Origin of the sequence: Pseudodesulfovibrio pelocollis (genome assembly GCF_030282845.1) — a bacterium.
In the GTDB taxonomy this organism is placed as follows: Bacteria; Desulfobacterota; Desulfovibrionia; order Desulfovibrionales; family Desulfovibrionaceae; genus Pseudodesulfovibrio; species Pseudodesulfovibrio pelocollis.
The window spans coordinates 1-25,725 of sequence record NZ_JASTWE010000008.1 but is presented as its reverse complement, the minus strand read 5'-3'; the positions used below and the strand labels follow the sequence as shown (position 1 = coordinate 25,725).

At 64.9% G+C, this 25,725-nt stretch carries 40 protein-coding genes and 1 tRNA gene; 16 read left to right on the top strand and 25 right to left on the bottom strand.

Annotated elements, in window-relative coordinates; translation table 11 throughout:
- Positions 1 to 56: 56 nt before the first annotated feature.
- On the top strand, positions 57 to 968 hold the full coding sequence (locus QQS14_RS04645; RefSeq protein ID WP_285905745.1) for an NAD(P)/FAD-dependent oxidoreductase: 912 nt from the start codon (positions 57 to 59) through the stop codon (positions 966 to 968).
- 25 nt (positions 969 to 993) lie between these two features.
- Here the strand turns inward: QQS14_RS04645 and QQS14_RS04640 are convergent, their stop codons facing one another.
- Positions 994 to 1,620: a PilZ domain-containing protein gene (locus tag QQS14_RS04640; RefSeq protein ID WP_285905744.1), complete on the bottom strand. Its 627-nt coding sequence runs from the start codon at positions 1,618 to 1,620 to the stop codon at positions 994 to 996.
- Positions 1,621 to 1,706: 86 nt separating this feature from the next.
- Here QQS14_RS04640 and QQS14_RS04635 point away from each other — a divergent pair, with 86 nt between their 5' ends.
- From QQS14_RS04635 to QQS14_RS04595, 9 genes are all read left to right on the top strand, one after another.
- Complete coding sequence (locus tag QQS14_RS04635; protein WP_285905743.1) at positions 1,707 to 2,003, top strand: potassium:proton antiporter; 297 nt, start codon at positions 1,707 to 1,709, stop codon at positions 2,001 to 2,003.
- Between the two features lie 155 nt (positions 2,004 to 2,158).
- Positions 2,159 to 2,920 (top strand): cytochrome c3 family protein, encoded by a 762-nt coding sequence (locus tag QQS14_RS04630; RefSeq protein WP_285905742.1) that lies wholly within the window; start codon positions 2,159 to 2,161, stop codon positions 2,918 to 2,920.
- Positions 2,921 to 2,933: 13 nt separating this feature from the next.
- Positions 2,934 to 4,154 carry an electron transporter RnfC gene (locus tag QQS14_RS04625; protein ID WP_285905741.1) on the top strand — a complete coding sequence of 407 codons (1,221 nt, stop codon included), beginning with the start codon at positions 2,934 to 2,936 and terminating at the stop codon, positions 4,152 to 4,154.
- Positions 4,147 to 5,151: an RnfABCDGE type electron transport complex subunit D gene (locus QQS14_RS04620; RefSeq protein ID WP_285905740.1), complete on the top strand. Its 1,005-nt coding sequence runs from the start codon at positions 4,147 to 4,149 to the stop codon at positions 5,149 to 5,151. The genes QQS14_RS04625 and QQS14_RS04620 overlap by 8 nt, the downstream gene beginning before the upstream one ends.
- Positions 5,130 to 5,720 carry an RnfABCDGE type electron transport complex subunit G gene (rnfG, locus tag QQS14_RS04615; protein WP_285905739.1) on the top strand — a complete coding sequence of 197 codons (591 nt, stop codon included), beginning with the start codon at positions 5,130 to 5,132 and terminating at the stop codon, positions 5,718 to 5,720. Before QQS14_RS04620 ends, rnfG begins: the two co-directional genes overlap by 22 nt.
- Positions 5,717 to 6,394, top strand: coding sequence for an electron transport complex subunit RsxE (gene rsxE, locus QQS14_RS04610; RefSeq protein ID WP_285905738.1), 678 nt, complete (start codon positions 5,717 to 5,719; stop codon positions 6,392 to 6,394). The genes rnfG and rsxE overlap by 4 nt, the downstream gene beginning before the upstream one ends.
- A gap of 9 nt (positions 6,395 to 6,403) precedes the next feature.
- Complete coding sequence (locus QQS14_RS04605) at positions 6,404 to 6,979, top strand: electron transport complex protein RnfA (protein ID WP_285905737.1); 576 nt, start codon at positions 6,404 to 6,406, stop codon at positions 6,977 to 6,979.
- Positions 6,980 to 6,992: 13 nt separating this feature from the next.
- Positions 6,993 to 9,095: an FAD-dependent oxidoreductase gene (locus QQS14_RS04600; RefSeq protein WP_285905736.1), complete on the top strand. Its 2,103-nt coding sequence runs from the start codon at positions 6,993 to 6,995 to the stop codon at positions 9,093 to 9,095.
- Between the two features lie 121 nt (positions 9,096 to 9,216).
- Positions 9,217 to 9,293: transfer RNA gene (locus QQS14_RS04595), tRNA-Val, on the top strand.
- An 83-nt stretch (positions 9,294 to 9,376) separates the two neighbouring features.
- Here QQS14_RS04595 and QQS14_RS04590 read toward each other — a convergent pair.
- The 15 genes from QQS14_RS04590 to QQS14_RS04520 all read right to left on the bottom strand — a co-directional run bounded on the left by QQS14_RS04590 (position 9,377) and on the right by QQS14_RS04520 (position 17,616).
- Positions 9,377 to 10,480 carry a tyrosine-type recombinase/integrase gene (locus QQS14_RS04590; protein ID WP_285905735.1) on the bottom strand — a complete coding sequence of 368 codons (1,104 nt, stop codon included), beginning with the start codon at positions 10,478 to 10,480 and terminating at the stop codon, positions 9,377 to 9,379.
- Between the two features lie 198 nt (positions 10,481 to 10,678).
- Complete coding sequence (locus QQS14_RS04585) at positions 10,679 to 10,915, bottom strand: hypothetical protein (protein ID WP_285905734.1); 237 nt, start codon at positions 10,913 to 10,915, stop codon at positions 10,679 to 10,681.
- Positions 10,912 to 11,145, bottom strand: coding sequence for a hypothetical protein (locus tag QQS14_RS04580; protein WP_285905733.1), 234 nt, complete (start codon positions 11,143 to 11,145; stop codon positions 10,912 to 10,914). Before QQS14_RS04580 ends, QQS14_RS04585 begins: the two co-directional genes overlap by 4 nt.
- A complete protein-coding gene (locus QQS14_RS04575) occupies positions 11,145 to 11,633 on the bottom strand; it encodes a hypothetical protein (RefSeq protein WP_285905732.1) in 489 nt (162 codons plus the stop codon). Before QQS14_RS04575 ends, QQS14_RS04580 begins: the two co-directional genes overlap by 1 nt.
- Entirely contained in the window at positions 11,630 to 13,537 is a 1,908-nt protein-coding gene (locus QQS14_RS04570) for a DNA cytosine methyltransferase (RefSeq protein WP_285905731.1), read from the bottom strand. The genes QQS14_RS04575 and QQS14_RS04570 overlap by 4 nt, the downstream gene beginning before the upstream one ends.
- Positions 13,537 to 14,481 carry a phage Gp37/Gp68 family protein gene (locus tag QQS14_RS04565; RefSeq protein ID WP_285905730.1) on the bottom strand — a complete coding sequence of 315 codons (945 nt, stop codon included), beginning with the start codon at positions 14,479 to 14,481 and terminating at the stop codon, positions 13,537 to 13,539. The genes QQS14_RS04570 and QQS14_RS04565 overlap by 1 nt, the downstream gene beginning before the upstream one ends.
- Complete coding sequence (locus QQS14_RS04560) at positions 14,471 to 14,722, bottom strand: hypothetical protein (RefSeq protein ID WP_285905729.1); 252 nt, start codon at positions 14,720 to 14,722, stop codon at positions 14,471 to 14,473. Before QQS14_RS04560 ends, QQS14_RS04565 begins: the two co-directional genes overlap by 11 nt.
- On the bottom strand, positions 14,719 to 14,907 hold the full coding sequence (locus tag QQS14_RS04555) for a hypothetical protein (protein ID WP_285905728.1): 189 nt from the start codon (positions 14,905 to 14,907) through the stop codon (positions 14,719 to 14,721). The genes QQS14_RS04560 and QQS14_RS04555 overlap by 4 nt, the downstream gene beginning before the upstream one ends.
- Before the next feature lie 2 nt (positions 14,908 to 14,909).
- Positions 14,910 to 15,119, bottom strand: coding sequence for a hypothetical protein (locus QQS14_RS04550; protein ID WP_285905726.1), 210 nt, complete (start codon positions 15,117 to 15,119; stop codon positions 14,910 to 14,912).
- A complete protein-coding gene (locus QQS14_RS04545) occupies positions 15,116 to 15,322 on the bottom strand; it encodes a hypothetical protein (protein WP_285905725.1) in 207 nt (68 codons plus the stop codon). Before QQS14_RS04545 ends, QQS14_RS04550 begins: the two co-directional genes overlap by 4 nt.
- The gene (locus QQS14_RS04540; protein ID WP_285905724.1) at positions 15,319 to 15,810 is read right to left on the bottom strand and encodes a hypothetical protein; all 492 of its coding nucleotides are present in this window, start codon (positions 15,808 to 15,810) and stop codon (positions 15,319 to 15,321) included. The genes QQS14_RS04545 and QQS14_RS04540 overlap by 4 nt, the downstream gene beginning before the upstream one ends.
- 98 nt (positions 15,811 to 15,908) lie before the next feature.
- Positions 15,909 to 16,328, bottom strand: a complete 420-nt coding sequence (locus tag QQS14_RS04535; RefSeq protein ID WP_285905723.1) for a helix-turn-helix domain-containing protein — start codon at positions 16,326 to 16,328, stop codon at positions 15,909 to 15,911.
- Between the two features lie 172 nt (positions 16,329 to 16,500).
- On the bottom strand, positions 16,501 to 16,752 hold the full coding sequence (locus tag QQS14_RS04530) for a hypothetical protein (protein WP_285905721.1): 252 nt from the start codon (positions 16,750 to 16,752) through the stop codon (positions 16,501 to 16,503).
- The gene (locus QQS14_RS04525; protein ID WP_285905720.1) at positions 16,749 to 17,267 is read right to left on the bottom strand and encodes a phage regulatory CII family protein; all 519 of its coding nucleotides are present in this window, start codon (positions 17,265 to 17,267) and stop codon (positions 16,749 to 16,751) included. Before QQS14_RS04525 ends, QQS14_RS04530 begins: the two co-directional genes overlap by 4 nt.
- Positions 17,268 to 17,346: 79 nt before the next feature.
- On the bottom strand, positions 17,347 to 17,616 hold the full coding sequence (locus QQS14_RS04520) for a hypothetical protein (protein WP_285905719.1): 270 nt from the start codon (positions 17,614 to 17,616) through the stop codon (positions 17,347 to 17,349).
- 166 nt (positions 17,617 to 17,782) lie between these two features.
- Here QQS14_RS04520 and QQS14_RS04515 point away from each other — a divergent pair, with 166 nt between their 5' ends.
- The 6 genes from QQS14_RS04515 to QQS14_RS04490 all read left to right on the top strand — a co-directional run bounded on the left by QQS14_RS04515 (position 17,783) and on the right by QQS14_RS04490 (position 21,867).
- Positions 17,783 to 18,304 carry a hypothetical protein gene (locus QQS14_RS04515; protein WP_285905718.1) on the top strand — a complete coding sequence of 174 codons (522 nt, stop codon included), beginning with the start codon at positions 17,783 to 17,785 and terminating at the stop codon, positions 18,302 to 18,304.
- 125 nt (positions 18,305 to 18,429) lie between these two features.
- Entirely contained in the window at positions 18,430 to 19,479 is a 1,050-nt protein-coding gene (locus QQS14_RS04510) for a hypothetical protein (RefSeq protein ID WP_285905717.1), read from the top strand.
- Positions 19,460 to 19,867, top strand: a complete 408-nt coding sequence (locus tag QQS14_RS04505; protein ID WP_285905715.1) for a hypothetical protein — start codon at positions 19,460 to 19,462, stop codon at positions 19,865 to 19,867. The genes QQS14_RS04510 and QQS14_RS04505 overlap by 20 nt, the downstream gene beginning before the upstream one ends.
- A gap of 203 nt (positions 19,868 to 20,070) precedes the next feature.
- Entirely contained in the window at positions 20,071 to 20,772 is a 702-nt protein-coding gene (locus tag QQS14_RS04500) for a DUF4875 domain-containing protein (RefSeq protein ID WP_285905714.1), read from the top strand.
- Positions 20,773 to 20,816: 44 nt separating this feature from the next.
- The gene (locus QQS14_RS04495; RefSeq protein WP_285905713.1) at positions 20,817 to 21,233 is read left to right on the top strand and encodes a hypothetical protein; all 417 of its coding nucleotides are present in this window, start codon (positions 20,817 to 20,819) and stop codon (positions 21,231 to 21,233) included.
- Positions 21,234 to 21,303: 70 nt separating this feature from the next.
- Complete coding sequence (locus QQS14_RS04490; protein WP_285905712.1) at positions 21,304 to 21,867, top strand: YfbU family protein; 564 nt, start codon at positions 21,304 to 21,306, stop codon at positions 21,865 to 21,867.
- 117 nt (positions 21,868 to 21,984) lie between these two features.
- Here the strand turns inward: QQS14_RS04490 and QQS14_RS04485 are convergent, their stop codons facing one another.
- From QQS14_RS04485 to QQS14_RS04445, 9 genes are all read right to left on the bottom strand, one after another.
- A complete protein-coding gene (locus tag QQS14_RS04485) occupies positions 21,985 to 22,404 on the bottom strand; it encodes a hypothetical protein (RefSeq protein ID WP_285905711.1) in 420 nt (139 codons plus the stop codon).
- On the bottom strand, positions 22,401 to 23,132 hold the full coding sequence (locus QQS14_RS04480) for a hypothetical protein (protein WP_285905710.1): 732 nt from the start codon (positions 23,130 to 23,132) through the stop codon (positions 22,401 to 22,403). The genes QQS14_RS04485 and QQS14_RS04480 overlap by 4 nt, the downstream gene beginning before the upstream one ends.
- Before the next feature lie 8 nt (positions 23,133 to 23,140).
- A complete protein-coding gene (locus tag QQS14_RS04475) occupies positions 23,141 to 23,575 on the bottom strand; it encodes a hypothetical protein (protein WP_285905709.1) in 435 nt (144 codons plus the stop codon).
- Between the two features lie 238 nt (positions 23,576 to 23,813).
- Positions 23,814 to 24,038 (bottom strand): Rz1-like lysis system protein LysC, encoded by a 225-nt coding sequence (gene lysC, locus QQS14_RS04470; protein WP_285905708.1) that lies wholly within the window; start codon positions 24,036 to 24,038, stop codon positions 23,814 to 23,816.
- Positions 24,022 to 24,435 carry a hypothetical protein gene (locus QQS14_RS04465; RefSeq protein ID WP_285905707.1) on the bottom strand — a complete coding sequence of 138 codons (414 nt, stop codon included), beginning with the start codon at positions 24,433 to 24,435 and terminating at the stop codon, positions 24,022 to 24,024. The genes lysC and QQS14_RS04465 overlap by 17 nt, the downstream gene beginning before the upstream one ends.
- Positions 24,436 to 24,453: 18 nt before the next feature.
- A complete protein-coding gene (locus QQS14_RS04460) occupies positions 24,454 to 25,056 on the bottom strand; it encodes a transglycosylase SLT domain-containing protein (RefSeq protein WP_285905706.1) in 603 nt (200 codons plus the stop codon).
- Positions 24,986 to 25,201, bottom strand: coding sequence for a hypothetical protein (locus QQS14_RS04455; protein ID WP_285905705.1), 216 nt, complete (start codon positions 25,199 to 25,201; stop codon positions 24,986 to 24,988). Before QQS14_RS04455 ends, QQS14_RS04460 begins: the two co-directional genes overlap by 71 nt.
- Positions 25,201 to 25,428 (bottom strand): hypothetical protein, encoded by a 228-nt coding sequence (locus QQS14_RS04450; RefSeq protein ID WP_285905704.1) that lies wholly within the window; start codon positions 25,426 to 25,428, stop codon positions 25,201 to 25,203. The genes QQS14_RS04455 and QQS14_RS04450 overlap by 1 nt, the downstream gene beginning before the upstream one ends.
- A 20-nt stretch (positions 25,429 to 25,448) precedes the next feature.
- Positions 25,449 to 25,725: tail fiber assembly protein (locus tag QQS14_RS04445; protein WP_285905703.1), on the bottom strand; the 277-nt coding region annotated here is incomplete at its 5' end.

Below are 25,725 nucleotides of genomic sequence, written 5' to 3'. Positions count from 1 at the left end.
GCAGAGAATTGTTATCATCACTGGCAGTCCCTTTTACGACAGCCACGGAGGCACTCATGGCAGACAGACAAACTTACGACGTGGTCATCCTCGGCTCCGGCCCGGCCGGATTGCAGGCCGGAATACACGCCTCGCGCAAGAACGTGAGCACCCTGATGCTTGGCCGCATGGACAACAGCAGCCTGTACTGGGCACATATCGAAAACTTCTGCTGCCAGCTTGCGGTCTCGGGCGAGGATGTCCTGGCCACCGGCCGCGAGCAGGTGGAATCCTTTGGCGGCGTGTTCCGCGACGAGGATGTTCTGGTCATCGAGCCCGAGGGGCCGCTCTTTTCCATCACCCTTGAATCGGGCGACTCCATTCTGGCCAAGGCCGTGATCCTGGCCACGGGCTCAAGCCGCAACAAGCTGGGAGTGCCCGGCGAAAAGGCTCTGCTCGGCAAGGGCGTGAGCTATTGCGTGGACTGCGACGCCGGCTTCTTCCGCAATCAGGTCGTGGCCGTGGCCGGGAACCGCAGCGCTGCTGCAAGCGGAGCCGTGGCCCTGACCCGCTTCGCCAGCGAGGTCCACCTGTACTGCGACACCCTGGACGTGGCCGACGGCCTGCGCAGGCAGCTCGACGAAACCGGCGTGACCATCCACCAGGGTGTGCAGATCACGGAAATCCGGGGCGAAACAGGGGTGGAGGAAGTGGTCCTTGATGACGGCACCACGAGGAAGGTCACCGGGGTGTTCATCGAACAGGGCGCCAAGGGTGTGCTGGAGCTGACCGCCACCCTCGGGGTGACCCTCGACGAATCCATGAAGTACATCGACACGAACAAGAAGCAGCGCACCAACATCCCCGGCATCTTCGCGGCGGGCGACATCTGCGGCCCGCCCCTGCAGATGGCCAAGGCCGTGGGCGAAGGATGCGTGGCGGGCATCGAGGCCGCCACCTACGCCCGCAAGCTCAAGATCGAGGCCTAACTGGCCGCACCTTGCCCCGGCCCGGTCACAATCGCGGTTCACCGCAGCGCAGCTGCGCCTCCACGAACCGGGCAATGCGCTGGCGAGCGTCCGCCTCGCCGGGGCTGAATTCGAGGACCAGATAGCGAATCGAGTTCTTGAGAAAGGATTTCCTGACCGTGCAGACCACCGTGAATCCCTCGTCTGGATCGAAGGGATGAAAGGTCAGCCGGACCTCGGTGCCGTTGAACCCGGACAGGAAACCCTCGTCGGACAGGCGGACCCGGGTGCAACTGGCGCTCATGTCCTCGACCACCCCGCGCACCACCGCGCGACCCGCGCCATCGGCCACCAGGGCCGGAAACCGGCAGCGGCACCGGGGCTCGACGCGGTCCTCGGCATCGTACACCCGGCCCGGCCCGGCCAGTTCAAGGATGACACCCGGCGGATAGTCGCGGTTGAGGACCCGGGTGTCGAAACCGCGCAGGACACCTTCGTGGGCAAAGCGGACCCGAGCGGTCCGGTCACGGGCCATCCGTTTCACCACCGGCTGCGGCACCGGGGCGTAGACGAAAAGACGGCCATGCTCCCCCACCTCCGTGACCACGCACAGGAAACGATCGCCAAAGGTGGAAAACTCCATGAGCACCTTGTCGCCAGCAGCCAGAGGCATGCCATGCCCCCCCATTTTCTCCTGCCCCTACACTATGGTCAATCGCCCGGCAATGATATATACTCTGTCATTCAGTGAAACAATCAATGCCATACACCCTCTTCAAGGCCCTGGGGCTCATCGCCTGGACGGCCTGCATCATGGTCCTGGGCTATCAGACCGTCACCTGGACCTTCACCGCCACGTGGCCGTCGCTCACCCTCATGGATATCGGCGGCCGCCTGGGGTTCGACCTCATCTCGCTGATCCGGTCGCTCCCCCTCGAATTCGCCATCAAGGGTGCCTATGTCCTGATCACGACCCAGCTCTCCGTGGCCCTGTGGTGGGCCGGGGCGGCCTTCTTCGTGCTGGCCTTCCTCAGCGCGATCATTGTCGGCAGGTGACCCCGGTCCCGTTCCCGGCTGCATCGAAGTCCGCCGCCTCCCGGCGCGAGCCACTCCTGCGGCGTTGAGCAACCGGTCAATCGACATTGGGTGTGGACTTGAACCGAGTAATTCATCTATAAGAAGAAACTACGCACCAATCCGAGGTTGATTCATTGAACAGTCGCTTCCTGCCCATCGCCCTGCTGACGGGGGTCATCTTCATCCTGGCCCTGGCCGGTTATCTCGTCCCGACCCGGACTGACGCGATGCCCGTGCGCATCCTGCTTGAGAACAAGGGCGGCAAGGTCATCTTCGACCACAAGATCCACGCCGACATGCCGGAGCGCGCCTGCGCCGACTGCCACCATACCTCGGGAGATGACCCCGCCCCGCCCGCCTGCTCAAGCTGCCATGTGCCCAAATTCGACCAGCCCTTCATCCTCGGGCACCAGGAGACCATGGACCCGAAGCAGTGCGCGTCCTGTCACCACCCGGAGGCGACCATCGACAACTTCGACCACAACGGCCACGCCGAGGACTACGCCGCCGGGAACTGTCGGGCCTGCCACCACGACGCGAGCATCGAACCGACCCCGCAATCCTGCGCCAACTGCCACGGCGGACGGACCGACATCCCCTCGCGCAAGGACGCGGCCCATGCGCGCTGCGCCTCCTGCCACGACGACCTCTTTGACGCGGGCGTCACCGGCTGCGCCACATGCCATGTGCGCCAGCCCGCCGCACCGCCGCAGACCGGGGAGACGGACGAAGCCAAGCCAGCCCTGCGCCCCTGCTCTGACTGCCACGCCGATCCAACGGACCAGCTGGTGCCTACCACGGCAACGGCCTTTCACACGCAATGCATGGGCTGCCACGAAGCGAAAACGAGCGGCCCTTACGGCGACGATGCCTGCTTCAGATGCCACATGAGATAAGGGTTTCGCAAACATGACCGATTTCAGCTTCAGCCTGCTCACCGGAGAAACCGGCCCCCTGGTCAAGGGCGCGCGGCCTGATCGCCTGCGCGTCCCGCTTCAGGGGCACAGGCCCGTGCTTGCCGAGGGCGACCAGGTCCTCGCAGGCACCCTGATCGCCGAGGCCGGGGACGACCGGGGGGACATGCACGCCCCCCTGGCCGGGACCATCCGCGCGGTGGACCGTTTCGCCATGCTCATCGAGACCACGGACGACGGCAGGGCCGAGCCGCAGGCCGCCCCCTCGGAGGGTGGCGACATCCTGCGCCGCTGGCTGCGCTCCATGGGCATCGATGTCCGCCCTCTACGCCGCGCCCCCGTGCTCATCGTCAACGCGGTGCCGCCCGAGCCCGGAATATCCATTCACGATCCCCTGCTGCGGGACTACCGCAAGACCGTGGACCTCGGCCTCGACACCGCCCGTCGCGTGATCGATCACTCCAGACTGTTCCTGGTGGCCGCCCGGGGCAACCGGGCCAACGCCTTTGCCGACTGCACGGTCGTGCATGTGCCGCCCGTCTACCCGAACGGGCTGGACCCGCTGGTGGTCAGGGCCGTGACCGGCGGGGAAACCCTGCCGGGCAGACACCCGGACAACGCGGTGATCCTGTCCGTGCGCGACCTGTACTTCATCGGCCGCGTCATGGAGACCGGCCGTCCCGTCACCCAGACCGTCATGACCATCGCCGGACAGAACCGTCTGGTCCATGTCGGCACGCCTGCCGGGTTCCTCGTGGCCGAGGCCGGAGGCGGCGTGGAGGACGGCGACCATGTGATCCTGGGCGGCCTGATGCGCGGCATCCCGGCCCTGAACATCGACCAGGGCGTGGACAAGGACACCACCGGTCTGCACATCCTGAGCAAGACCCGGGCCTTTGTGCCCGTGGACGGCCCCTGTCTCGGCTGCGGTGAATGCGAGCGCCGCTGCCCGGCCCGGATCATGCCCGGCATGATCAGCCGCTGCGCCGAGTTCAAGCAGTTCGCCCGGACCGAAACATTTCACATCCACTCCTGCATCGAATGCGGCATCTGCGGCTACTGGTGCAAGGCCCGGCGGCCGCTGCTCCAGTACATCAGACTGGCCAAGTACGAACTGGCCCTGTTGCGCTCGGCCATTGTCCCGGCCGACACCCCGGCCAATGACCAGGGACGCAGCCGCCCCGCAGACACCCGCCCGGAGAAAAACGATGCTTAGGCCGCAACGCCCCATCCTGACCGTGTCCATGGCCCCGCATGTCCACTGCGGCAGGACCATCAAGGGGCACATGGGCGAGACCATCATCGCCCTGATGCCCGCCATGGTCATGGCCGCCATGGTCTTTGGCATGGACGCGGTGCGCGTCATGGCCCTGTCCTGCGCCGTGGCCGTGACCACCGAGGCGCTGTGCAACAGGCTCGCCGGGCGCGATCCGGCCGTAGACGACCTGCACGCCCTGCTCACCGGCCTGCTCTTTGCCTGCCTGCTCCCGGCCTCGGCCCCCTGGTGGCTGGTCACGGTGGGCTCGGCCTCGTCCATCGGACTGGGCAAGGCCATCTTCGGCGGCCTTGGGGCCACCCCCCTGTGCCCGCCTCTGGTGGGCTGGGCCGTCTGCCGCATCTCCTGGCCCAAGGCCATGGACACCAACACCACCATGCTCGGCACGACCCTGCCCGACCCGCTCCAGCAGCTGAAATTCTTCGGCACCGACGCCGTGGCCTCCCTGGACCCCATGGCCCTGTTCACCGGCCACCAGCTTGGCGGGCTGGGCGCGGTCCATATCGCCGCCCTGCTGGCCGGTGGCGTGTTCCTGCTCATCCGCCGCCACATCGCCTGGGAAGTCCCGGTCGCCTTTATCGCCGGACTGCTGTGCACGGCCTGGATATACCAGCTCCTCGATCCGGCGGCACACGCCGCGCCGCTGCTGCACCTGCTGACGGGCAGCGCGGTCTTCGGCGCGTTCTTCCTGGCCACTGACCCGGCCTCATCGCCCATCGGGCGCATCCCCAGCCTCATCTATGGCCTCATGGCCGGGGTCATGGTCATCATCATCCGGGTCTACAGCATCTATCCCGACGGGGTCCCCTTCGCCATCCTGCTGGCCAATCTCTTCACCCCGCTCCTCGACCGCATCCGCCCGAGGCCCTTTGGCGGCCCCTACACCCTCACCCAGGAAAAGGAGGACCAAGCCACATGCGTGAAGCACTGCGGATGATCCTCGTCCTTTCCCTCATCTGCGGCCTCTCGGGCCTGACCCTGGCCGCCGTGCGACAGGCCACCGGGCCGCGCATCGAGGAGCAGGTGCTGACCTACGTGCAGGGCCCGGCACTGAACCAGATATTTGCCAATGCGGACAACAATCCGGTCCTGGACCGCGTGGCCATCGACCTCGACGGCGAAGCGGTCACTGTCTTCCCGGCCATGGTTGACGGCCAACTCGCCGGGGTGGCCATCGAAGCCTTTGGCCGTGGCTACGGCGGCGACATCGGCGTCATGGTCGGGTTCGCCACGGCCGACGGCTCCATCACGGGCATCGGCATCACCACTCTCAAGGAAACACCCGGCCTGGGCTCGCGGGTGGTGGAGCCGGAATTCCGCGAGCAGTTCGGCAGCCGCCCGGGCCAGGATATGGCCCTGCAAAGCCAGGGCGGCGACATCGCGGCCATCGCCGGGGCCACCCTCTCGTCCGCCGCCACCGTGGCCGCCGTCAACGAGGCCATCCGCATGTATTCGAGAATCAAGGACAGGTTCCCCAAAAGGTGGAGCGACCAGGATACGCCATGAACAGACTGTGGAAGGAATTCTCCAAGGGGCTGTGGAAGGACCTCCCCCCCTTCAAGATAGTGCTCGGCCTGTGCCCGGTGCTGGCCGTGACCAAGACGGCCTACAACGGCCTCGGGATGGGGCTGGCCGTCATCTTCGTGCTCACCCTCTCCAACCTGCTCGTCTCGCTGCTGCGCAAGGCCATTCCGGCCAAGGTGCGCATCGCCTGCTTCATCGTGGTGGCCGCCTCGCTGGTGGTCTGCGTCGAGCTTTTGATGCAGGCCTACGCCTATCCGCTCTATCTCCAGCTCGGCATCTTCGTGCCGCTCATCGTGGTCAACTGCATCATCCTGGGCCGGGCCGAGGCTTTCGCCTCCAAGAACCCGACCCATCTGGCCGTGGCTGACGGCCTGGGCATGGGCATCGGCTTCGCCCTCTCCCTGACCTTTCTGGGCAGCGTCCGCGAGATGTTCGGCTATGGCACGTGGTTCGGCATGGAACTGGCCGGGGACTGGTATGAACCCTTCGCCTTCATGATCGAGGCACCCGGTGCCTTCGTCTGCCTCGGGCTGGTACTGGCGGGCATGAACGCTCTGACCAACTGGCAGCGCAGGACAAGGGGCCTTGAGGCCATCGAAGGCCCGATCCACGACTGCAAGACCTGCGGCCTGTGCGCCACCAAACCGAGGATATAGGGAGGCCGCATGGATTATTTCACCCTTGTCATCGCGGCCATCTTCGTCAACAACATCGTCCTGGCGCAATACCTGGGCAACTGCCCCTTCATCGGCACGTCCAAGGAATCGGGCGTGGCCATCGGCATGGGGCTGGCCGTGGTCTTCGTGGCCACCATGGCCGCAGCCATCACCTGGTGCGTGCAGCGCTTCCTGCTGGTGCCCTTTGATCTCGCCTACCTCCAGACCATCACCTTCATCCTGGTCATCGCCTCCCTGGTCCAGTTCGTGGAGATGTTCCTGAAGAAGGCCGTGCCCCCCCTCTACAAGTCGCTGGGCATCTTCTTGCCGCTGATCACCACCAACTGCGCCGTGCTCGGCATCGCCATCATCTGCCAGCGCGAGGAATACACCCTGCTTCAGACGATCATCTTTTCCATCGCCTCGGGCGCGGGCTTCATGCTCGCCCTGGTGGTGCTGGCGAGCATCCGCGAGCGGCTCGATCTGGCTCGGGTGCCCACCAGCCTGCGCGGCACGCCCCTGGCCCTGATCATGGCCGGGCTCATGTCGCTGGCCTTCTTCGCCTTCAAGGGCATGGCCTCCTAGGAGTTGTGTTGACATGATCATGACATCGGTACTCGTCCTGCTCGGCATCGGCTTCACGGCGGCGGCCATCCTGGCCGTGGCCTCGAAGCTCCTTTACGTCTATGAAGACCCGCGCATCGCCGAAGTGGAGAGCGTGCTGGCCGGGGCCAACTGCGGCGGCTGCGGCTTCCCCGGCTGCGCGGCCGCGGCCCAGGGCGTGGTGGACGGCAAGGCCGGGGCCACGGTCTGCGTCATCGGCGGCGACGAGGTGGCGACCAATGTGGCGGCCATCATGGGCCTCGGCTTCTCGTCCATGGAGAAGCAGATCGCCTTTGTGGACTGCACCGGCGGCATCCGGGCCGAGGAAATCTACGATTACGCGGGCGTCAGCGACTGCCGCGCCCAGAACCTGCTCTACGGCGGCAACAAGATGTGCCCCGAGGGATGCCTCGGCCATGGCACCTGTGTCACGGCCTGCCAGTTCGGAGCCATCGACATGGGCCCCCAGGGCTACCCCGTGGTGGACCCGGCCCTGTGCACGGCCTGCGGAGCCTGCGCCCAGGTCTGCCCGCGCGGGGTCATCACCATCTGGGGCATGACCGCCCGGCTGACCCACCTCAATGAAATCACCGACTGCCTGGCCCCCTGCCGCCAGCGCTGCCCGGGGCAGATCAACATCCCCCGCTACATCGAGCAGACCTCGCGCGGCGATTTCGCCGGGGCGCTGGAGACCATCCGCGAGCGCATTCCCATGCCGCTGACCATCGGCCGGGTCTGCCCCTATCCCTGCGAAAGCGCCTGCCGCCGCACCCATGTGGACGCCCCGGTGGGCATCAACATGGTCAAGCGATACGTGGCCGATTGGGAGATGAACTCTGGCCAGCGCCAGCCCGTCACCTGCGCGCCTGAAACCGGCCGCAGGGTGGCCGTGGTGGGCGGCGGCCCGGCCGGGCTCTCCTGCGCCTTCTATCTGCGCCGCCTGGGCCACAGCCCGACAATTTTCGAGTCCATGCCCAGCCTCGGCGGCCAACTGCGCTACGGCATCCCCGAATACCGGCTGCCCAAGGCCGTGCTCGACTGGGAGATCCAGGGCATCCTCGACCTGGGCATCGACGTGGTCCACGGCAAGGCCTTTGGCACCGACTTCGACCTCGACAGCCTCAAGGAGGACGGGTTCGAGGCCGTGTTCCTCGGCATCGGCGCGTGGATGAACATGACCCTGCGCATCGAGGGCGAGGATACCAAGGGCGTGGAGACCGGCACCGAGTTCCTGACCAAGGTGGGCCTGAACATGGAAACCGGCGTGGGGCGCAAGGTGGTGGTCGTGGGCGGCGGCAACACGGCCATCGACACGGCCCGCACCAGCGTGCGCTTGGGCGCGGACGTGACCCTCATGTACCGCCGGACCAAGGGCGAGATGCCCGCCAACATAGAGGAGATCATCGGAGCCGAGGAGGAAGGCGTCAAATACCTGTTCCTGGCCGCGCCCACCCGCATCATCAGCGACGAGTCCGGCCACGTCACCCATGTGGAGTACATCCGCATGGAGCTTGGCGAGCCGGACGAGACCGGCCGGCGCAGCCCCATTCCCGTGGAGGGCTCCGAGACCATCATCGATACGGACACCGTGTACACGGCCATCGGCCAGAAGCCCGAGCTTTCCTGCCTCTACGACGAGGGGGGCAACTGCCCGCTGGAGCAGACCAAGTGGCGCACCCTGGCCGCTCATCCGGTGACGCTCCAGACCGCCCTGCCCCACGTCTTCACCGGCGGCGACATGCACACCGGCCCGGGCATCGTCATCACCGCCCTGGGCGAGGGGCGCAAGGCCGCCCGCTCCATCCACCAGTACCTGACCGACGGCGCCCCCCACTACTCCGCCAAGGTGCAGCGCGATCTGATCCCCTACACCATGTTCACCCATGTGCCCGACGTGGGGTATCGCAAGCGCTCCACCGTGCCGCACCTCATCGGCTGCGACCAGCGCGTCTGCACCTTCAAGGAGATCGAGGGCGCCCTGAGCAGCGAGGAGGCCAAGCACGAGGCCTGCCGCTGCCTGCGCTGCGGCCTGACCTGCTACAACCGCGACCTGCCCGCGCGGGAGTGCAACGAGGACGGCTGCGTCAGCCGGTCATGACCCCGGCTTGCGCAATGAATCCGGGTATTTTACATTATCCCGGAAAAAATGCTTGCCAAGGACAAACCATGCGGCTATATGAATTCTCCCTTCGGGCGGCAAGCCCGCAGGCGACCACAGTGGGCGATTAACTCAGCTGGTCAGAGTGCCATCTTCACACGGTGGAAGTCACAGGTTCAAATCCCGTATCGCCCACCAGTTCTTTCAAAGTGTTACGAGTCGATTGATGAGATAGCCCGAATGCCTGCTCACCTTTTGACTCACCTTTTCAAAGCCTCCAGTTACCCGCTGGAGGCTTTTTTCATCTCCAATACCTTGCCGCCGAAGGCTTTGTTGACGGCCTCCGTGGCGTCCTTGATGCTGTGCACATACCTTGCCGTGGTCGTGGCCGAGGTGTGCCGCAGGATCATCTGGATCGTGGCCAGGGGCACCCCGGCCTGGTCCAGCAGCGATGCCGACAGATGCCGGATCGAGTGGAATCCGAAGAGCCGGACCCCTGCCCGCAGGCACATCTTGCGCACCATGTCGTTGGCATAGGCGTATGGCTTGTCCGTGGCCGGATTGATGAACACATGCTCGCGCCAGCCGGTCTCCAGGCGTTGTTCCCGGAGCGCCTGGGCGAGCTGGTCGGTCAGGGGAATCCAGTCCCCCTCCCGGCCGGAGGCGCGCTTTCGGGTATACAGGCGTATGCGCCCGTTCCTGAAATCGACATCCTCCCATTTGAGGTTGAATATCTCGCTTCGCCGCGCGGCGGTGTGCAGGTAGGCCAGCATCATGCGCCTGCGATGCGGCTGCGAGATCGTTTCACTGTTGCTGTGATGGAACGGCTTAGGCACCTGCTCGGCGATGGCATACACGGCCCAGAAGTCTTCTTCCGGCGGCACATACTTCTCCGAGCGGTCCTGCTTGTACGGCTCCACGTCCCAGGGGCAGTCCCCGTCCACGAGCCGCGCCCGCCGTCCCCAACTCCACAAGCGCATGATGTGCTTGCGAAACGTGTTTGCCCGATGCCCGCTGCGCGTCTCGGCAATGTGGTCGAGCCACTGGCGCACCGCGTCGTGGGCCAGCTCGTCCACCGGCATGACCGGCGATACGCCCGGCCAGTCGAGCAGCTCGGTAAAGGCGAGCGTCTTGTCGTCATAGGTGCCTTTGGCCACGCCCTTGGCGTCGAGCGCGAGCAGATGCTTTGTCATGAGCGTGTGCAAGGAGACCGCAGGGGTCCGCGTCGATGAGCACTCGCTCAACTTCTGCCTGATCAACGCCTCCCATTCCATGGCCGCCCGTTTGGTGGGCATCAGCCGTTCCTTGCGCCGCCCGTCCGGCAGGGTGATCCTGCCGAACCACTGCATTCTTCCCGTCTTGCGATTCTTCCGTTTGATGGGCACTCGCTCCTCCGGTCCTGGTGGGTCTTAATGCTTCCAATATGCTGTTTTCATAGAACTGCCACCGCCCCCCGATCAGAACCCCGCCGAGGTCGGCTGCATTTCTATAGACCCAGTCCGGCGACTTGCGCAACGCCGCAGCCACGTCCCTGGCCGAATACGCCCGCCCGAGCCTCGCCTCGATCACCTGCGCCAGCTCCATCACCCCGACCTCCTCACGCCCACCGGCGTGTCCTCCACAATGACCGTCACCCGCCTCTCAACCACGCGGTGCCCGAGGCACGCCTTGCACGGCTCGTCCTCGGGCATGCCCCACATCCTGTCCTCCTCGGGCTCCACACCATGCCCCTGGCACCGCCCGCACACCAGCCGCCCATAATGAATGCCGGGCCGGGCGCGCATCAGGAACTCCTGCCGCTCGATCTCGCTTGGGGTCATGCCAGCCGCTCCGCCATGTACTCGGAAATCCTGTCCAAATCGCCAGCCAGGGCCGGATACTCGGCCCGGCACGAGTCCGCATAGGCGCGGATGGCCGGTATGGCGTGCGAATCGTGCGTCAGGTCGAGCACGAAATACTTGCAGAGCTCGTGCTTGCCGCCCACCCCGCTGCTCCCGTCCTTCCGGGTCACGTTGAACTTGTTGTATAAGCCTCTTTCCTTGTCTCTCATCACATCCCCCTCATCAGCGGAAGGTTTCTCCACTCGGTCGGCACCACTAGCTGCTCCACCCGCCCAGACGCCCGCGCAGCTGGCGCGACCCGCCCAATGATCGAAAAGGCCCACTCCACCAGCTTCTCGAACAGGTCGTCCGGAATCCTGCGCGTGTACGCGTCGCCTGATTCCTCCCACTTGCGGTTCGCGTACCGCAGAAGCCGGAGATAGCGGGCTACGGCGGACCGCAGCGCCGCCTCGCGTGTGGCGAAAAATTGCTCCTTGTAGATGTGCCCCTGAGACATCCACCGGCCATCCTGCAGCCCGACGATCCACACCCGCTTCAAGCGGTCCTGAAGGTGCTCGATCCGCCGGTCGTCCAAGTCCTCGTATGCCCGGTACTCGTCGTCCCGCATGGGCCAGAAATGGCCGTTGTATGGGCCAGTGCCGTCGATCCGGTACAGCCCCCAGGGGTTGGCGTGGAGATCGGTGTAAATGTCGCTCACGCCGCCACCTCCCCGGCCACTCTGAGCGCCACGTTGGCGGCCACCAGGGCGGCGGCCATGGGCGGGCAGACCGAATTGCCGCACATGCGCACCTGATCGGTCTTGGTCATGGGCCTGCCGTCCGCGCCCCGGTCAATGATGTACGAGTCCGGGAAGCCCTGGGCGCGGAACAACTCGCGCGGCTGGAGCATGCGCATCCCGATGTCGGCGATGTAGTACTCCTGGCCCGCCACGGTCACGAGGCCCATGCGCGCCTTGGTGGTCAGCGTGTGCATAGGATCGCTCGCGGCCTGATCCTGCCCGCCCTCGCTGTAATACTTCATCAGGAACGCCCGCACCTCGGCATGGTGCGTCCCGCCGGCGGAAACGGTCGCCAGGGGTTGGTCGCTCGGTTGGCCCACGTTGTCGCCGCGCAGCTTGACCAAGTTGGAGGCCACCAGGGCGTGGCGCTCCTTGCTTGTCACGGTCAGGGACGGCTCTCCGGCCTCCTGTCCGACGCTCTTGCCATAGAAGGCGCTCAAACTGGCCGCCACCAGCGCATTGTGGTCCACTGTGGTGACCGTGGGAGCCGGGGCCGTCACGGGCGCGCCCACCACGCCCGTGAAGTGTTTGGCAAGGAAGGCCGAAACAACCGCATGCTTGACCCCTCCAGCCACGGCAGTGCCGAGCGGTTTGTCCAGGCCGGGCACGCGCGGGGCCTGCCCCTCGCGCTCTCCATAGCCGGTCTGGATCAGGGTTGGGGAAACCAGTCCAAACCGGTTCTCGGTGCTCATGGTCCGCAGCGGCTCCTGGATGTCCGGCAAGCGCATGGCCCGGGCCCCATCGCCGCCGTAGTGGGCCTCCAGCATCGGCGACACCAAGGTGAACCCACCCCCTCCGGTCACGGTCCTCAACGGCTCAAGAGGGCCCCAAACGTATTTTGATCGACCAGTTGAGGTGGAATGTGCTGGGCTTGAAATGCAGGGCGTGACCACGGCCTTTTCGCCACGGTGCGCCCCGGTCACGGTCCGCATGGGCTCGGCCACGTCCTCCAGGCGCACACCGTGGGTCAGGTTGACCACGAACGGCCGCTCGGCCTCCAGCACATATCGCCGGATGCCCTCGGCGATCCTCTTGAGCGTTTTCTCGGCCAGAGGCCGCTTGGCGTTGATGCCATGCTTGGCCTTGATCTCCTCGGACGTGTCGAAAATCGACGGGCAGGGGATGGACCAGTCAATGCACTCGGCAGCCGTGCGCCATGGCAGCAGCTCGCCAGCCTGCACGGCCTCGCTCTTGGGGTCGCCATGGGTCGGCGCGGGCCAGACAATGGGCTGGCCGTCGCACCGGGCAATGAGGAACAGCCGCTTGCGGATGGTGGGCGCGCCATAGTCGCAGGCGCGCAGCTCGCGCCACTCCACCGCATACCCGGCCCGGCGAATCCGCCGGATGAACGCCCGGAACGTGTCGCCCTTGGCCGCGTCGATGATCCGCCCCCGGCAGTCCAGCGGCCCCCAGGTGGTCATCTCCTCCACGTTCTCCATGATGATGATCCTCGGGCGCACCTCTGGTATCCACTTGTCCACCAGGACCATGGCCAGGGAGCGGATGCGGTCGTTGCGCACCGGTGCGCCGCCCTTGGCCTTACTGAAGTGGGTGCAGTCGGGCGAGGCCCACAGCAGACCAACCTTGCGGCCCTGCGTCACCCATGAGGGCGACACGGCCCACACGTCGTCCGTGAAATGGACGGTGCCCGGGTGATTGGCCGCATGCATGGCCACGGCCAGCGGGTTGTGATTCACCGCCGCTTCGGGGTCGCGCCCCAGCGCCATGCGGATGCCCTCGCTGGCCCCGCCGCCGCCCGCGAACAGGTCCACCACGATCTCGTCGCCGGACGCGGAGCCGGTGATGTCGAAGAGGCTACGCATCAGACGCGCACCCCCGGAAACTCGTTCCACTCCCGCCCGTCCAGCAGGCGGCCAGCCGCCTTCTTGCCGACACGGCAGCGAATGACAGCCCCATCGGGCAGCGATTCGCCGTTGAATGCCGCCGCATCCGGGCTATATGTCTGTCCATCGAGTGTGACGGCCACGCATTTTTCAGCCATGAGTCGGTAGGGCAGGCCGCCCCACTCGCCCCACTGCTTGAAAAAGAACGGCACCCCGGCCTCCTGGCACTGGTCGCGCAGCCCCCGCGCCCACTCCGGGTGCATGGGCCGCGCCCCTGGGCCGGATTCGCCGCCGCAGATGACCCAATCGAGCCACCGATACATTGGGGAATCGGATGTGAACCAACGCTCGCCCTTGATATATTCCCGCAGGTCCACCGCCCCAAGCATCGGCTCCACGCTCACGAACCGGACCGCCGCCGGGGTATCGAGCAGCACAGGGATACGCTCCTCGGCCCTGGCCTGATTCTCGGCTGTGACGCCCAGCCACAGGTTGGGCCATGGGAACTCGCCGCCAATGTCGGAAGCCCCTCTCTGGCAGCCCTCCATATAGCGGCGCATCCGCTCCGGCCTCTTGGTCAGCACCTGATAGGTGATGTGCGGCGTCAGGGCCATGACCGCAAACACCCGGTCCAGCCACTCGTCCGGCACGGTCGGATGGAACAGGTCCGTCATGGACCCCACAAACACCCGGCACGGCTTGCGCCAGCGCAGCGGAGTCGCCAGTACCGACTCGACCAGGGCTGTCTGGCCGTTCCACGTTCCGGCGTCGGTGACGACCCGATACGCAATGGGAGCCTTGGGATTGTGCGCCAGCCGGAAGGCCATGCGTTCGGCGTAGCAATGGTCACACGCCGGGGAAATTTTGGAACACCCGACCATCGGGTTCCAGGTGCGGCCAGTCCATTGTATTTTACTCGGCATCACCCACCCCCTTCACAAACCGCCCGTTGATCGTCTCCTGCATGACCCTGACCGCGCGGCCCAGCTCGTCCTTGATGGCGTTGGCCTCGGCCAGCTTGGCCTTGAGGGTCGCAATCTCGGACTCCAGCACCTTGCCAGCACAGGCCACCGCCGCGCAGATGGCAGTGAAGCCCTGCCCAGTGTGGTCTATCGGGCACTTCCTGGCGTCAAACAAAGCGCAGCCACTCGGTACCAAGCTCATCGCCCGTCCCTCCCGTCCAGCGCACGCCGCTCCGCACCCGTCAAACCGCCGCCCTTGCCCCGCCTCGGCCCCTCCACAGCGCGATCCGTGCGCACGCCCAACCTGCGCAGCACCGGCGCGATCTCGGCCCGCCAGAGAACCTCCTCCATGAACGCCTTTGCCGCCTCATGCACCGTCCTCGCCATGCCTACCTCCCTTCCTTGAGCGTCACCGGATCAATCCGCCGCCTGCACTCCTTGGCCCCCCTGGGCCGGGTCAGGGGCAGCCAGCAGTAGCGGCCCAGCCCCAGCTGGGTCTCGGCCCGCGCGCACCCGGCCTCCCAGGCCGGGCAGTCGTAGTCCGCGCAGCGCGCCCGGTCCGGCCCCAGGTCGCGGCTCTTTCTGTCACGCCCGCTCACGCCTCCCCCTCCCGGCTCACAAAGTAGGCGCAGATCGCGCCCTCGCCCCGGTTGTGCTTGAAATCGTGCGGCTCGCCCGCAAACCCCGGCCGCTTGCACTCCCGGCGCGAGGGGCACCCCTCGTCCGTGCAGCGCAGGGGCAGCTTGTGGTTGCCCGGCCCTGGCCGCCGCTCCCGCACCGTGGGTGGTGTGATGCCGATCATAGGTACGCTCCCTGGTTGAAGATGGAGTCTCCCACCGGCTCGAACTCGTCGTCGAGAAATCCCCGTTCATGGCCCTGCGCGGCAGGCCTGCACGGCGCGCAAGGCACGTCGGCCCTCTCCGGCCCGTCCGGCTCCGGATTTTCCACCGCCGCAGCCCCGGTCGCCGCAACCTCGGTCACGGCTGGCCCGCTCCCAGCTGGCCCGCTCCCAGCTGGCCCGCCCCCGGGCGCGAGCCCGGCCTTGAGCAGTTCCAGCATCGCGCCGTCCACGGCCCAGGCCACCATCCGCCCGCACTCCACCCGCGTCAGCCCAAGCCACGCCAGATACCGGTTGAGCATCGCCGCAGACACGAACTGCGCGTTCACCGGCAGCCCGTGGTCGACCACGGCCATGATGTCCCGGCCCAGGACGCTCTCGGGATTTTCCGGCAACAACCGCCGGATCACCTCGGCCACCCGCTCCCGCCGCATGGCTCGAATATCCTGCATCACGGCTTCCTCCATCCCTTCTCGCACGCCCGGATCAGCAGGCACACCACCACGGCCAGCCCGATGACCATGCCCATTTCCCACGCCATACCAGCCCCCTAGGCCGTCCTGGCCGGGATGCGGATCTCGATGTCAGGCCGCTTGTCCTGCAGCCGCTCAATGAGCTGGTCCATGGTCAGGGTGTCCAGCTCGGCCCGCACTTCGGCCTCGATCTCCCGGCGCAGGGCCACGGCGTTGATCGGCTGGCCCGGCTCGGTGGAGGCCACGGCGTAGCGATGCCCGCACGCGTCCCCCTCCATGATCCAGTCCGGCGAGGCCCCGGTGGCCCGCCAGATGGTCAGCAGCCACTCGGCCGGTATCGAGCACCGCCGCTTGGCGTCAGACACGGACGATTGGCGCACCCCGAGCCGCTCGGCCAGTTCCACCTGCGTGCGCACCCCAAACACCTGCCTGATCCGCCCCATGGCCCCCTCAAAACGGCCCACCACAGCCTCATCCGTCTCCCTGTCGCGCTGCATCGTCTTCCTCCTGTCCTGTTAGGAGGCTGTTGAAAATCGGCGATCTGCGTCGTTGCTTCAAAAAGCTCAAACCCTCGCGTACCAGGAGTACGCTTCGGTCTTGAACTTTTTTCGCGCCTAGCATCTCACCATTTTTGAACAGCCTCCATGTTTTGACTTTTTCAACGGTCAATTACGCCCGGTCCCCGCTCGGCACGCTCCTGTCGCGGCCGCCCAGCGGGATCTCCCGCCGCCGCCGCATGTCGCCCAGGGCGGACTTGGCAAAAAACTGCGCCATGCAGATGCGCCCGATCTCGGGCACCACGATGCGGCCGTACTTGCACTCCTGCACCATGGCCTCAAGCTCGGCCTCGATGCGCTCAAGCCTGTCCTCAAGGGTCGGCGTGATCGGCGTGGTCGACGTGGTCATGTCATGCACGGTCATCCCTCCTCCTGGCTGGCCTTGAGCGCCCCCTCGCAGGCCACGATCATGGCCTTGGCCGCGCTCATCATCCGGTTGGCCCGGGCCTGGAACTTGCGCAGCTCCCCATCGGTCACGGCCTCGCCCCCTGGCCCGTCGGGCGCGGTGGCGTGCTCAAAGCTGCGGCACAGCGCGCCCAGCTCGGCCATGGTCTGCATGACCCTGGCCCGTGCCCCATCCGGGCACGCCCCGGCCTCGGGCAGCCGCACAAACACACCCCCGGCCTTGACCGCAAAATACCCGGCCACAAACGCCTCGCCCCCGGCAGCAGCCACAATCGCCTCCAGCGAATCCAGATGCAGCCGACACCCCGCGTTGGACTCGGTGCGCGACAATCCGTTCAGCAGCGTGGAGTAAGGCAGGCTGGTCAGGGCCGCGATGCGCCGGGCCGTGGCCCCGCTCGGCGCGAACTTGACCAGATCGTGCAGGGCCTCGCCCAGCTCGTCGTAAAAATTCGGGTCTTTCAGGTTCTTGGGCACGGTATTCCTCCTTGCATCTTACCGCGTGTCAGGCGCGCCGCCCCGTGCTATGGGGCGGAGCATGGTCAGGTCAGTCCAGCTACACCCCGTTAGTGGCCGCATTCGCAGCCGCCGCGCCCTGCCGGGCCGCTTCCAGCCGCCGCTCGATCCATCCCTTGGCCGGTCCGGGCGACTTGTCCCGCCCCAGCGGCAGGAACTCGCGCGGAATGTGCTTGCCGGTTGGGGTCGCATAGCTGGTCATGCCCGCCAGCACGGCGGTGGGCACCTCGGCCGCGTTGCAATGGCGGCTGGTCTGGGCGGCAGAAAGCCCCAGATGCCCGGCCAGCATGGTCACGGTTGCGCCGTTCATCTTCAGCCATCCGGCAATGCGGCCTTGACGGGATTCATTGGGCATACTACGAAAACCATTGTGCTAAATGTTCGCCTGCGGGATTGCGTCAACTGTTATGGCAAGGATTAATCGAAATTTCGATCAAGAGTCAATCAAATTTTCGGACACAAGTGATTTTTTCGTTATGAAACTCTTCGAACGCATTGATATGCTTGCCCAAAAAAAATGCGGCAGCCGGGCGAAGCTAGCCAAGCTGCTGGGCGAGAAGCAAAACACGTTCAACGGGTATTTCAGCGAAGAGAGGCAGGACAAGTTCAAGGCCACACACCTTGAGCGAATTCTCGATAACTTTCCCGACATCAATCCCCTCTGGCTGCTCACCGGACGGGGAGAGATGCTCGGCTTGCCCGGGCCGATCAGTGGACACTCGACCGAGGTGCGTCCGTCGCCCTTGCCCGACACCCCCATCGCCGCCCAGGTCGCCACTATTGAGCGGGCCATGGTCGGAGCCGATGACCTCGCCAAGATCGAGGCTATCCTGGCGAGTCTCAAGGGCCAGCACCAAGCGCTCCATGTGCAGCGCGGCGGCTACGGCAACAGCATCAATGCCCGCGAACCCCACCTGCACGAGCCCCGGAGTGACTACCCGACCGGCAACGCTTGTGGCATCAATCACCGACCCGAGGACACCGCCACGCAAAAATAGAAGGGCAGGAGGACGGCGATGAGAGGCATTTTTTTTGGCTGCAATGATAGAAAACACGTTGTTGGTGTGCGGTTCACCCTGGCGTATCGCGGACCACGATACCACTTGAACGAATGGGCTTGGGCATGACGGAACGAGACGAAATCGCGCGGCTTTATGTCGCTAGCAGTTCCGGGAGTGGCGGCTATCCGGTCACCTTCGAGACCAATCCGCCAAGCAACGTCCTGACCGTGGAGTGCAGATGCCCGGCCGGGCTCCGTGGGCAGCTTTGCAAGCACAAGCTGGAACTCATCAAGGGCGACGAATCCATCCATGACCCCGAACGCCACAAAAGCGGATTCCCCAAGCGCCAACTCGCCCGAGTCAAGGAACTCATCCGGGAATACAGCCTGTCTCAACTGGTCCGAAACTTTGAGGCCGGACCGCAGGCGTTTGCCGACAAGGCCAGACTGGCGCGGTTGTTCAGGGAGGGCGTCCCCCATCCCCGGGGCGGCCACGTCCCTCCGGCCAACCCGCGCCAAGCCGCCCTGGATTATCTGGCCCGGATCACCCCCGCCACAGTGGAGTCCACTCCTCCCCGCTCCCGCTTCCTTTTCCCCGGCTTCACCGGATGGAAGGAAGGACCGCTTGAAGGCATGGCCACGGGATGGCATTTCCACGTTGGAGCGCAGTTCAAGCGCTGCCTCGACACAGCGCTCACAGGGAGAATCGCCCTTACCAACGACCCTCCTGTCATGCGCTGGACACAGGGTGGCGATTTCTGTTTTGACGAAGGGGTCGTGATCTACGACAGCCCGCTGTCCGACACCCCGTGGAGCGCCAATCTTCAGGAGTTCGTGCAATGCCTTCAGGTCAAACAGTCCCTGCCCGCAACCTCCGCCCATGTGGTAACCGAGTCATGGAACGAGCGCCCTTCGGATCTTGCCGACCGCCAAGCGGAATGGTCGGCCAAGGGAATCAAGACAGCCACCATAGATCACCTCCATCGAAAGACCCCGCTCTTCCAACTCAAGGCGTTCATCCCCCGCGACCCCGGTCAGGTGCGCTTTCTTCTCCTCACCACCAGCGCTGACAAGACCCGGCTTGAACACGTCGAAACCACATGGTGCACCCAGGACGAATTCATACGCATCCTCATCACCGGAGAAATACCCCATGCCGCCACGCCCCTATGAACTCAAGACCCTCGCCTTCTTCCCCGCCACCATCCCCGGCCCCACAGTGGACGGCCCCATAGAGATGCCGCCGGAAACCATTACCGACACCTTTGAGGACGGGAGCACGACCACCCGTCCCCTGACAACGCGCGGCCAAAGGCTCTTCCTCTACACCTGGGAGCAGGCCACGCCCCGGACCAAGGACGAGCTTACGCAGTTCGTCGCCAGCCACCAGGGCATGCCCATCCGGGGATGGACCCACCCTGGCACGGACAGGGAATACACCGTCGCCTTTTCCGATGTGCGCATACCGCGCCAGCAGGTTAAGGCCGGACAGACCACCTACACCCTGGAGCTTGCGGCCTTCATCCTCATGGAGGGCCCGGTGAGCAACAAGTTCAATTAACTGATCGCTGAAGAGTCAAAACATGCAGGTTGTTCAAAAATGGTGAGATGCTAGGCGCAAAAAAAGTTCAAGGCCGAAGCGTACTCCTTGTACGCGAGGGTTTGAACTTTTTGAATAAGCTTTCTGTACGGCTTGAAGACTCGCCTACAGTCGCTTAACGCCCGCAGATCGCCGTTTTTCAACAACCTGCCAGGAGGTTCCCCATGGCCAAACACATGCCCTGCCCCGCCTGCAAGAAGCGCATGCCCATGGACGCCGGGTCCTGCCCCAGGTGCGGCCACATGGTCACCGCCCAGGAGCGCGCGGCAGCGGCCAGATTCGCCCGCAAGGTCAACATCGGGCTGATGACCATCCTGGCCGCCGTCATCCTCTTCTCGGTCCTTGGTTCAGACACCCACCCGGACACGCACCACGCCGTTGACTATCAGGTCATCGCCCGCGAGGATTTCAGCGTGCCCGGCCGCGACCGCCGTCAGGTGACCATCATCGCCGCCTCGGCCACCACCCGCGACCAGTTCGCCCATACCGCCATCAAGGCCGCCCTGGCCCTGGCCGAGCAGTCCGGCACCCAGGTGGCCGTGGCCTTCCTTGAGCCAGACCCGGCCATCGCCGGGCTCGGTGCTGCCCTGGCCATCGCCCGCCACGCCCCGGACTCCGGCGGCTTCAGCGGCGACCAGGGCTGGTCCTGGCAGGTCGAGGCCGCCGAGTCCCGCCCCACCCCCCAGGCCATCACCATCGAACGCCTCTGGGAAGCCAACCGCGACCGCTTCCAGACCCCGGACGGCTCCGGCTCCACCATGACCGACGAGCCAGCCCTCAGAGACTTCATCGCCCAGACCCTGGCCATCCCGCCAAACGACGTCCGGCTCATCTACACGGAGCGGACAAAGTACATGGAGGAATAGAGACAAACCAAAACAGCGGCTGCAAAACGCAAAGGACAACGCCAATGCCCACCATCAACGAAGACACCCACACTGCCCTGCTCATCGCCCGCGAGCAGATGGCCGCCCAGGCATCCCTCACCGCCCTCAAGAGCATCCTCCTGCTCAACGGCGCATGCGGCATCGGCCTGTTCGGCTTCATCTCCAATACCGATGGCCGCGACATCCTGTCGTTCACATGGCCCCTTTTATTTTTCTTCCTCGCATCCCTCATGGCGATCTTCGCCATGCTCATGGCGTGGAACGAAAAAGCCATCGTGGTTGCCAACATGCCTTCAGACCCGCCGCACCCGCTCAAGAAACACCTCTCGCGGTTCGACACAGAACTCTTCACGATCCGTGCAACAAGGACGTTCGGCCGGGCCTCCCTCGTAACTGGTGCCGCCGGGTTCCTTATGGCCTACATCGCCATCACGCCGTAGCCACAACCGAAAGACAAACACTGCCGGGGCCAACGCTCCGGTTTACAAACATCAAACAAAAGGAGACCCAATGCCCTTGACCGCTGGCGAAAAGCTCATCACCGCATTGCTTTGCGACATTTCAAAGAAACTTGGTGCAGAACAACAGATCGACCCCGATTTCGTCAAATCGGCGCTTTCATCAAAATACCAATGGGCGCTGAAGTGGGAGTATGAGTGGCTGTTCGATAAGGATGACTTCGACAGCCCTGCCGAGCTTGATGAAACCGTTGACATCATGTTCATGTGGGATGTGATTGAAGCAATTTACGAAAAGTTCACCGATGAAGAAAAAGCTTACATAAAAGAGCAGGCGGCACCTTTCGGGGACAGTCCGTCATTCAGAGGCTTTGACGGCAACAACGAGTCACATTATGGCATAGCTCGCTTCCTCCTTGAAGACCTCGACCGCTTTCCGAGATTCAAAGATCGCGATTTGAATTGTCACTGCCCGAGCATTGATTCGCACCTGCGGATGCTTCGAGTCTACGACACAATCAAGCAATCGAAGGAATGGCATGATGCCACTTTCACCCCGCAAGAAATTACTGAAATATTGAAGGCCTATGCACACAGCTACGCATTTAAGGACTAATCAAACAGAGCAGCCCCCCCACCCCACCCACACCACAAAAAAAAACCGTCCCCGGAGAACTCTCTCCGGGGACGGCGTCTTCATGCGTCCAGGCGCATTCCCGCCCGGCGGGCCGGGTCATTCGTCCGTGTGCGCGGTGAGGAACATGCCCTTGGCCAGGGCGTCAAAGAACTGCTGGTAGACCAGCGGGTCGCGGATCGGCTCGATGTTGTACTGGGCATTGGCCCGCACGGTCATCTGGTCCTCGCCGCGCGGGATCACCACCACGGTCATTCGGATGTTGTAGCCGTGCAGCTTGGTGGCCGAGATGGAGCCAAGCTCAAACGAGGCCTTGTCGATGACGAATCCGAGATCCTGCAGCGTGGCAATGGTCGTCTGCAGCGTCTGCTTCTTGTCGTCGGTATCAAAGTACCGCGTCTGCATGGCGCGCGCCTTGACCTGGGACTCGCCGTCGCTGTCCAGGATATTCTTCTGCGCGGTCTGGCATCCAGCCACAAGCATCAGGAGCACAAGGGAAACAAAGGTGAGCTTTTTCATATCTGGTTGGCCTCAAGGAAGAGCGACTTGGAGAGTTTTTCAAAGAATTCCTGATACACGGCTTCTTCGTTGATCTGCGCCTGGGAGTTGATCTGCCCGAGCTTGTTGAAGATCACGCGTTGAAAGGTGACACGCACCGCTGTCTTGCCGGGCACGTCCGTGATCGAGAACAGGGTATCCAGCTCGTTAGTCAGGGTCTGGGCGGTATCCTCGGCCATGACCCGCGCGATCTTTTCGCACATGGCCTTGGGAAAGGTCTCCAGCAGGCCGTCATGAATGGCCTGATACACCCTGTCCTGCACTTCCTTGATCTTCTCCGGGGACAGGTCCGTGTCCGGCGCATCGCCCTCCTGGTCCAGAGGCCGCACCACCAGCGACACCTTGACGATCTGGGTGGCGTCCGCAGCGTTGACCGCGTTGGGGTTGTTGCCCAGCGCCCCCACCAGAGCCAGCAAAAAGACCTGGCCCTGGTCCGTGGCATCGCGCGTCTTGGAGGCCACGATCACGCCAAGCTCCTTGGAGGACTCGTCGAGGTTGAAGCCCAGGTCCTGCAATACGGCGTTGGCCGCCACCAGCACGCCCCCCTCGTTGCCCGTGTCATAAAAGCGGGTCTGCAGCTGCCTGTTGGCCAGGGACTCGGGCGGCAGCAGCAAGGCATCCTTGGGCACCTTGGCCGCACAGCCCGTCATCAGCAGGCAACACGCCACAATAAAAAATCTTCTCAGCATGTCACGTCCTAAAAGCTGGATTGACGATAGGCAAAGTCGCGCACAAGGCCCTGCTCGTCATATTTGATGATTATGGTCAGCGTGCGCTGTGTGCTGCTGGCCGCGCCGCTGCTGCCGCTGTAGCTGCCCCCACCGGCCCCGCCGCCGGAGCCGCCAAAGACCAGCCCGAGCACGCCCACCCCGCCCGACGAGGTCGAGTAGACCTTTTCGGTGGAGACCTTGTCATAGACCCACACTTCCCGGCGCTGGGCATCGGTGGTGACCATGTTGGGCGAGCCAAGCACCTCGACCACCTCGGCGCTGGACATGCCCACCTTGATCTCCTTCTGCACGACGCCTGCGGAAATCCTGTCAGTCCCGTCGTCCCGCACCGCGTCCCTGTGCTTCCCGGCCCCCATGCAGCCAGCGTTGACCAGCATGGCCGCCCCCAGCAAAAGTACCATCAGCAATCTCATAACAACCTCTCTGAAAAGAACATTACATACCTCACGAAGGGTTACGCCTACCCCATCTATCGAGGGTTGTCTATAATGTGGTGTACGCTATTTCGATTCCACGACCGACCAGTACAACCGGCGTCAGCACATCCCCAGCAGCCCATGCGCAAAGCAGGCGAGGTGCGCCAACACCTCGCCTGCTCCATCTTCTCGGTGCCGGACCGACCTTTGCGCCGGTCCGGCTTCATTGTGTATTCTTCCCTTCCCCCGCCCGCGCCCTGGCCTCCTCGCCCCACCGGGCCATGCGCCTGAGCGTGGCCGCGCAGTCTTCGTGCGCGCCGTGCAGGCGCAGGATATACTCGGCCACCGCCTGATCGGTCAGCGGATCGGGCGGCAGAGGCGGGGCGTCGGCGCATGTGGCCAGCCCGGGCGGCGGGGCCAGGATCACGGTCTCAGTGCGCGTCAGCACCGTGGTCTGCGGCCGGGCGCAGCCAGTCAAGAGCGGCAGCAACAGCAGGGCCAACATCAGGGCATTGCGCATGTTCGGGCCTCCGGGGGATGGTTTTGAGTTTCGCCACCTGGGCGGCGATGGTTTCGCTTCTGGCCAGCCGCTCGGCAGCCGCCTCGGCCGCCGTGGACAGGTCGGCTTGCAGCTGCTCCTCGCGCCGCGCCCAGGTCGCTGCCTCGGCCCGGTGCGCCACGGCCTGCTCGATGAGCCGGGCGGTCTTGACCGCCACCTCGCCGCGCAGGGCCTGATAGTCGCGCCACAGCCAGGCCAGGGCCACGGCTATCACGGCGTATCCGGCATACTTGATCATCGTGCCCAGCCCCAGCCGGGCCGCCCAGCCAATCAGTGCGTGCAGCATGTCATTTCCCTGTCCCTGTCATTTTCGTGTGCCAACCATTTCCGTGTGCCAGCGATGAATGCGCTGCACATAGGTGATGGTCTCCCGGCTGTGACGGCCGGTCACCCGGGGCAGCGCCGCGATGATCCGGGCGTATTCCACGGCCCCGTCAGCCAGCCGCTGGGCTTTGAGCAGATTGCCCATCCCCGCATTGTAGCTGGCCCGGGCCAGGTCCCAGCGGTCCATCTCCGGGCGCGGAGATGACCACCCCTCGCGCAGCTTGCGCATGTAATAGGCCGAGGCCATGATCGAGTGGCGCACGCTGTGGGGCGATGCCCGGCCAAAGCCCAGCTGCCCGGCCACCTCGCCCCAGGTCCGGGGCATGAACTGCCCGAGCCCGCGCGCGCCCACGGGCGAGACCGCCGCCGGGTCGAGCAGCGACTCCTGATAGAGCTGCGCCTTGAGCCACAGCCAGTGCCCCTCGGGTATGGGCGGCCACCAGCGGTCCACGGCCCGCTCCATCTCCCGGTCATAGCGGTCGTGATACCGCCCGACCGGCCCGGCCCACGCCTCAGGCGGCGAGCACCAGAGCGCAGCCCAACCACAGAGCAGACTGATACACAGCCAGAGCCAGCGGGTCATTCTCGATCCTCGCGATGGTGTTGGACCAGGGGCGTCCGTTGTACCGCTCCAGGGCCCGCAGGCTCACCCACAGGATGAGCAGGGCCAGCAGCTTGTAGACAAATTCGATCACCAGATTGATGGTCGCGGACTCGAACAGGGTCATCAGTCGTCTCCTCTCTGGTTGAGTATGCGCACCTTTTCCTCCTCGGGTATGGACGAGTGGACCACCAGCGCCCGCACCATGCGAAACAGGATGCTGAACTTCTCGTCCTGGCGCACATGCTGTTTCTGGCACTCGGCCCGGCTCACGCTGCGATGCTTGACCACCAGCCCGCAGGCCACGGAAAACACCACCGTGATCAGGCTCGTCTCAAGGGGGGAGAATTCCATGGCCGCTCCGAGGTTAGTTGTTATGCCAGCACGCCCGGCACTGTCGGCCACGGCGCTGCCGCCACGTCGCCCTGCCACGGGAATCCCGGCTGGGAGGGCACGTCGCGCAACGCCTGACGATAGGCGATGCACTCGTCCTGGGCCGCGCCAGTAAGCGACGAGTCGGGCAACACGGTCCAGTCGCTGGCGGTCAGCCGCGCATCCCGCTCGGCGCGGATCGCCGTGGCCATGGCTGCCACGTCCTCGACCCAGGCTCCGGCGTCGCCGTCCCAGGCATACAGGCCGCGAGCCAGCGCG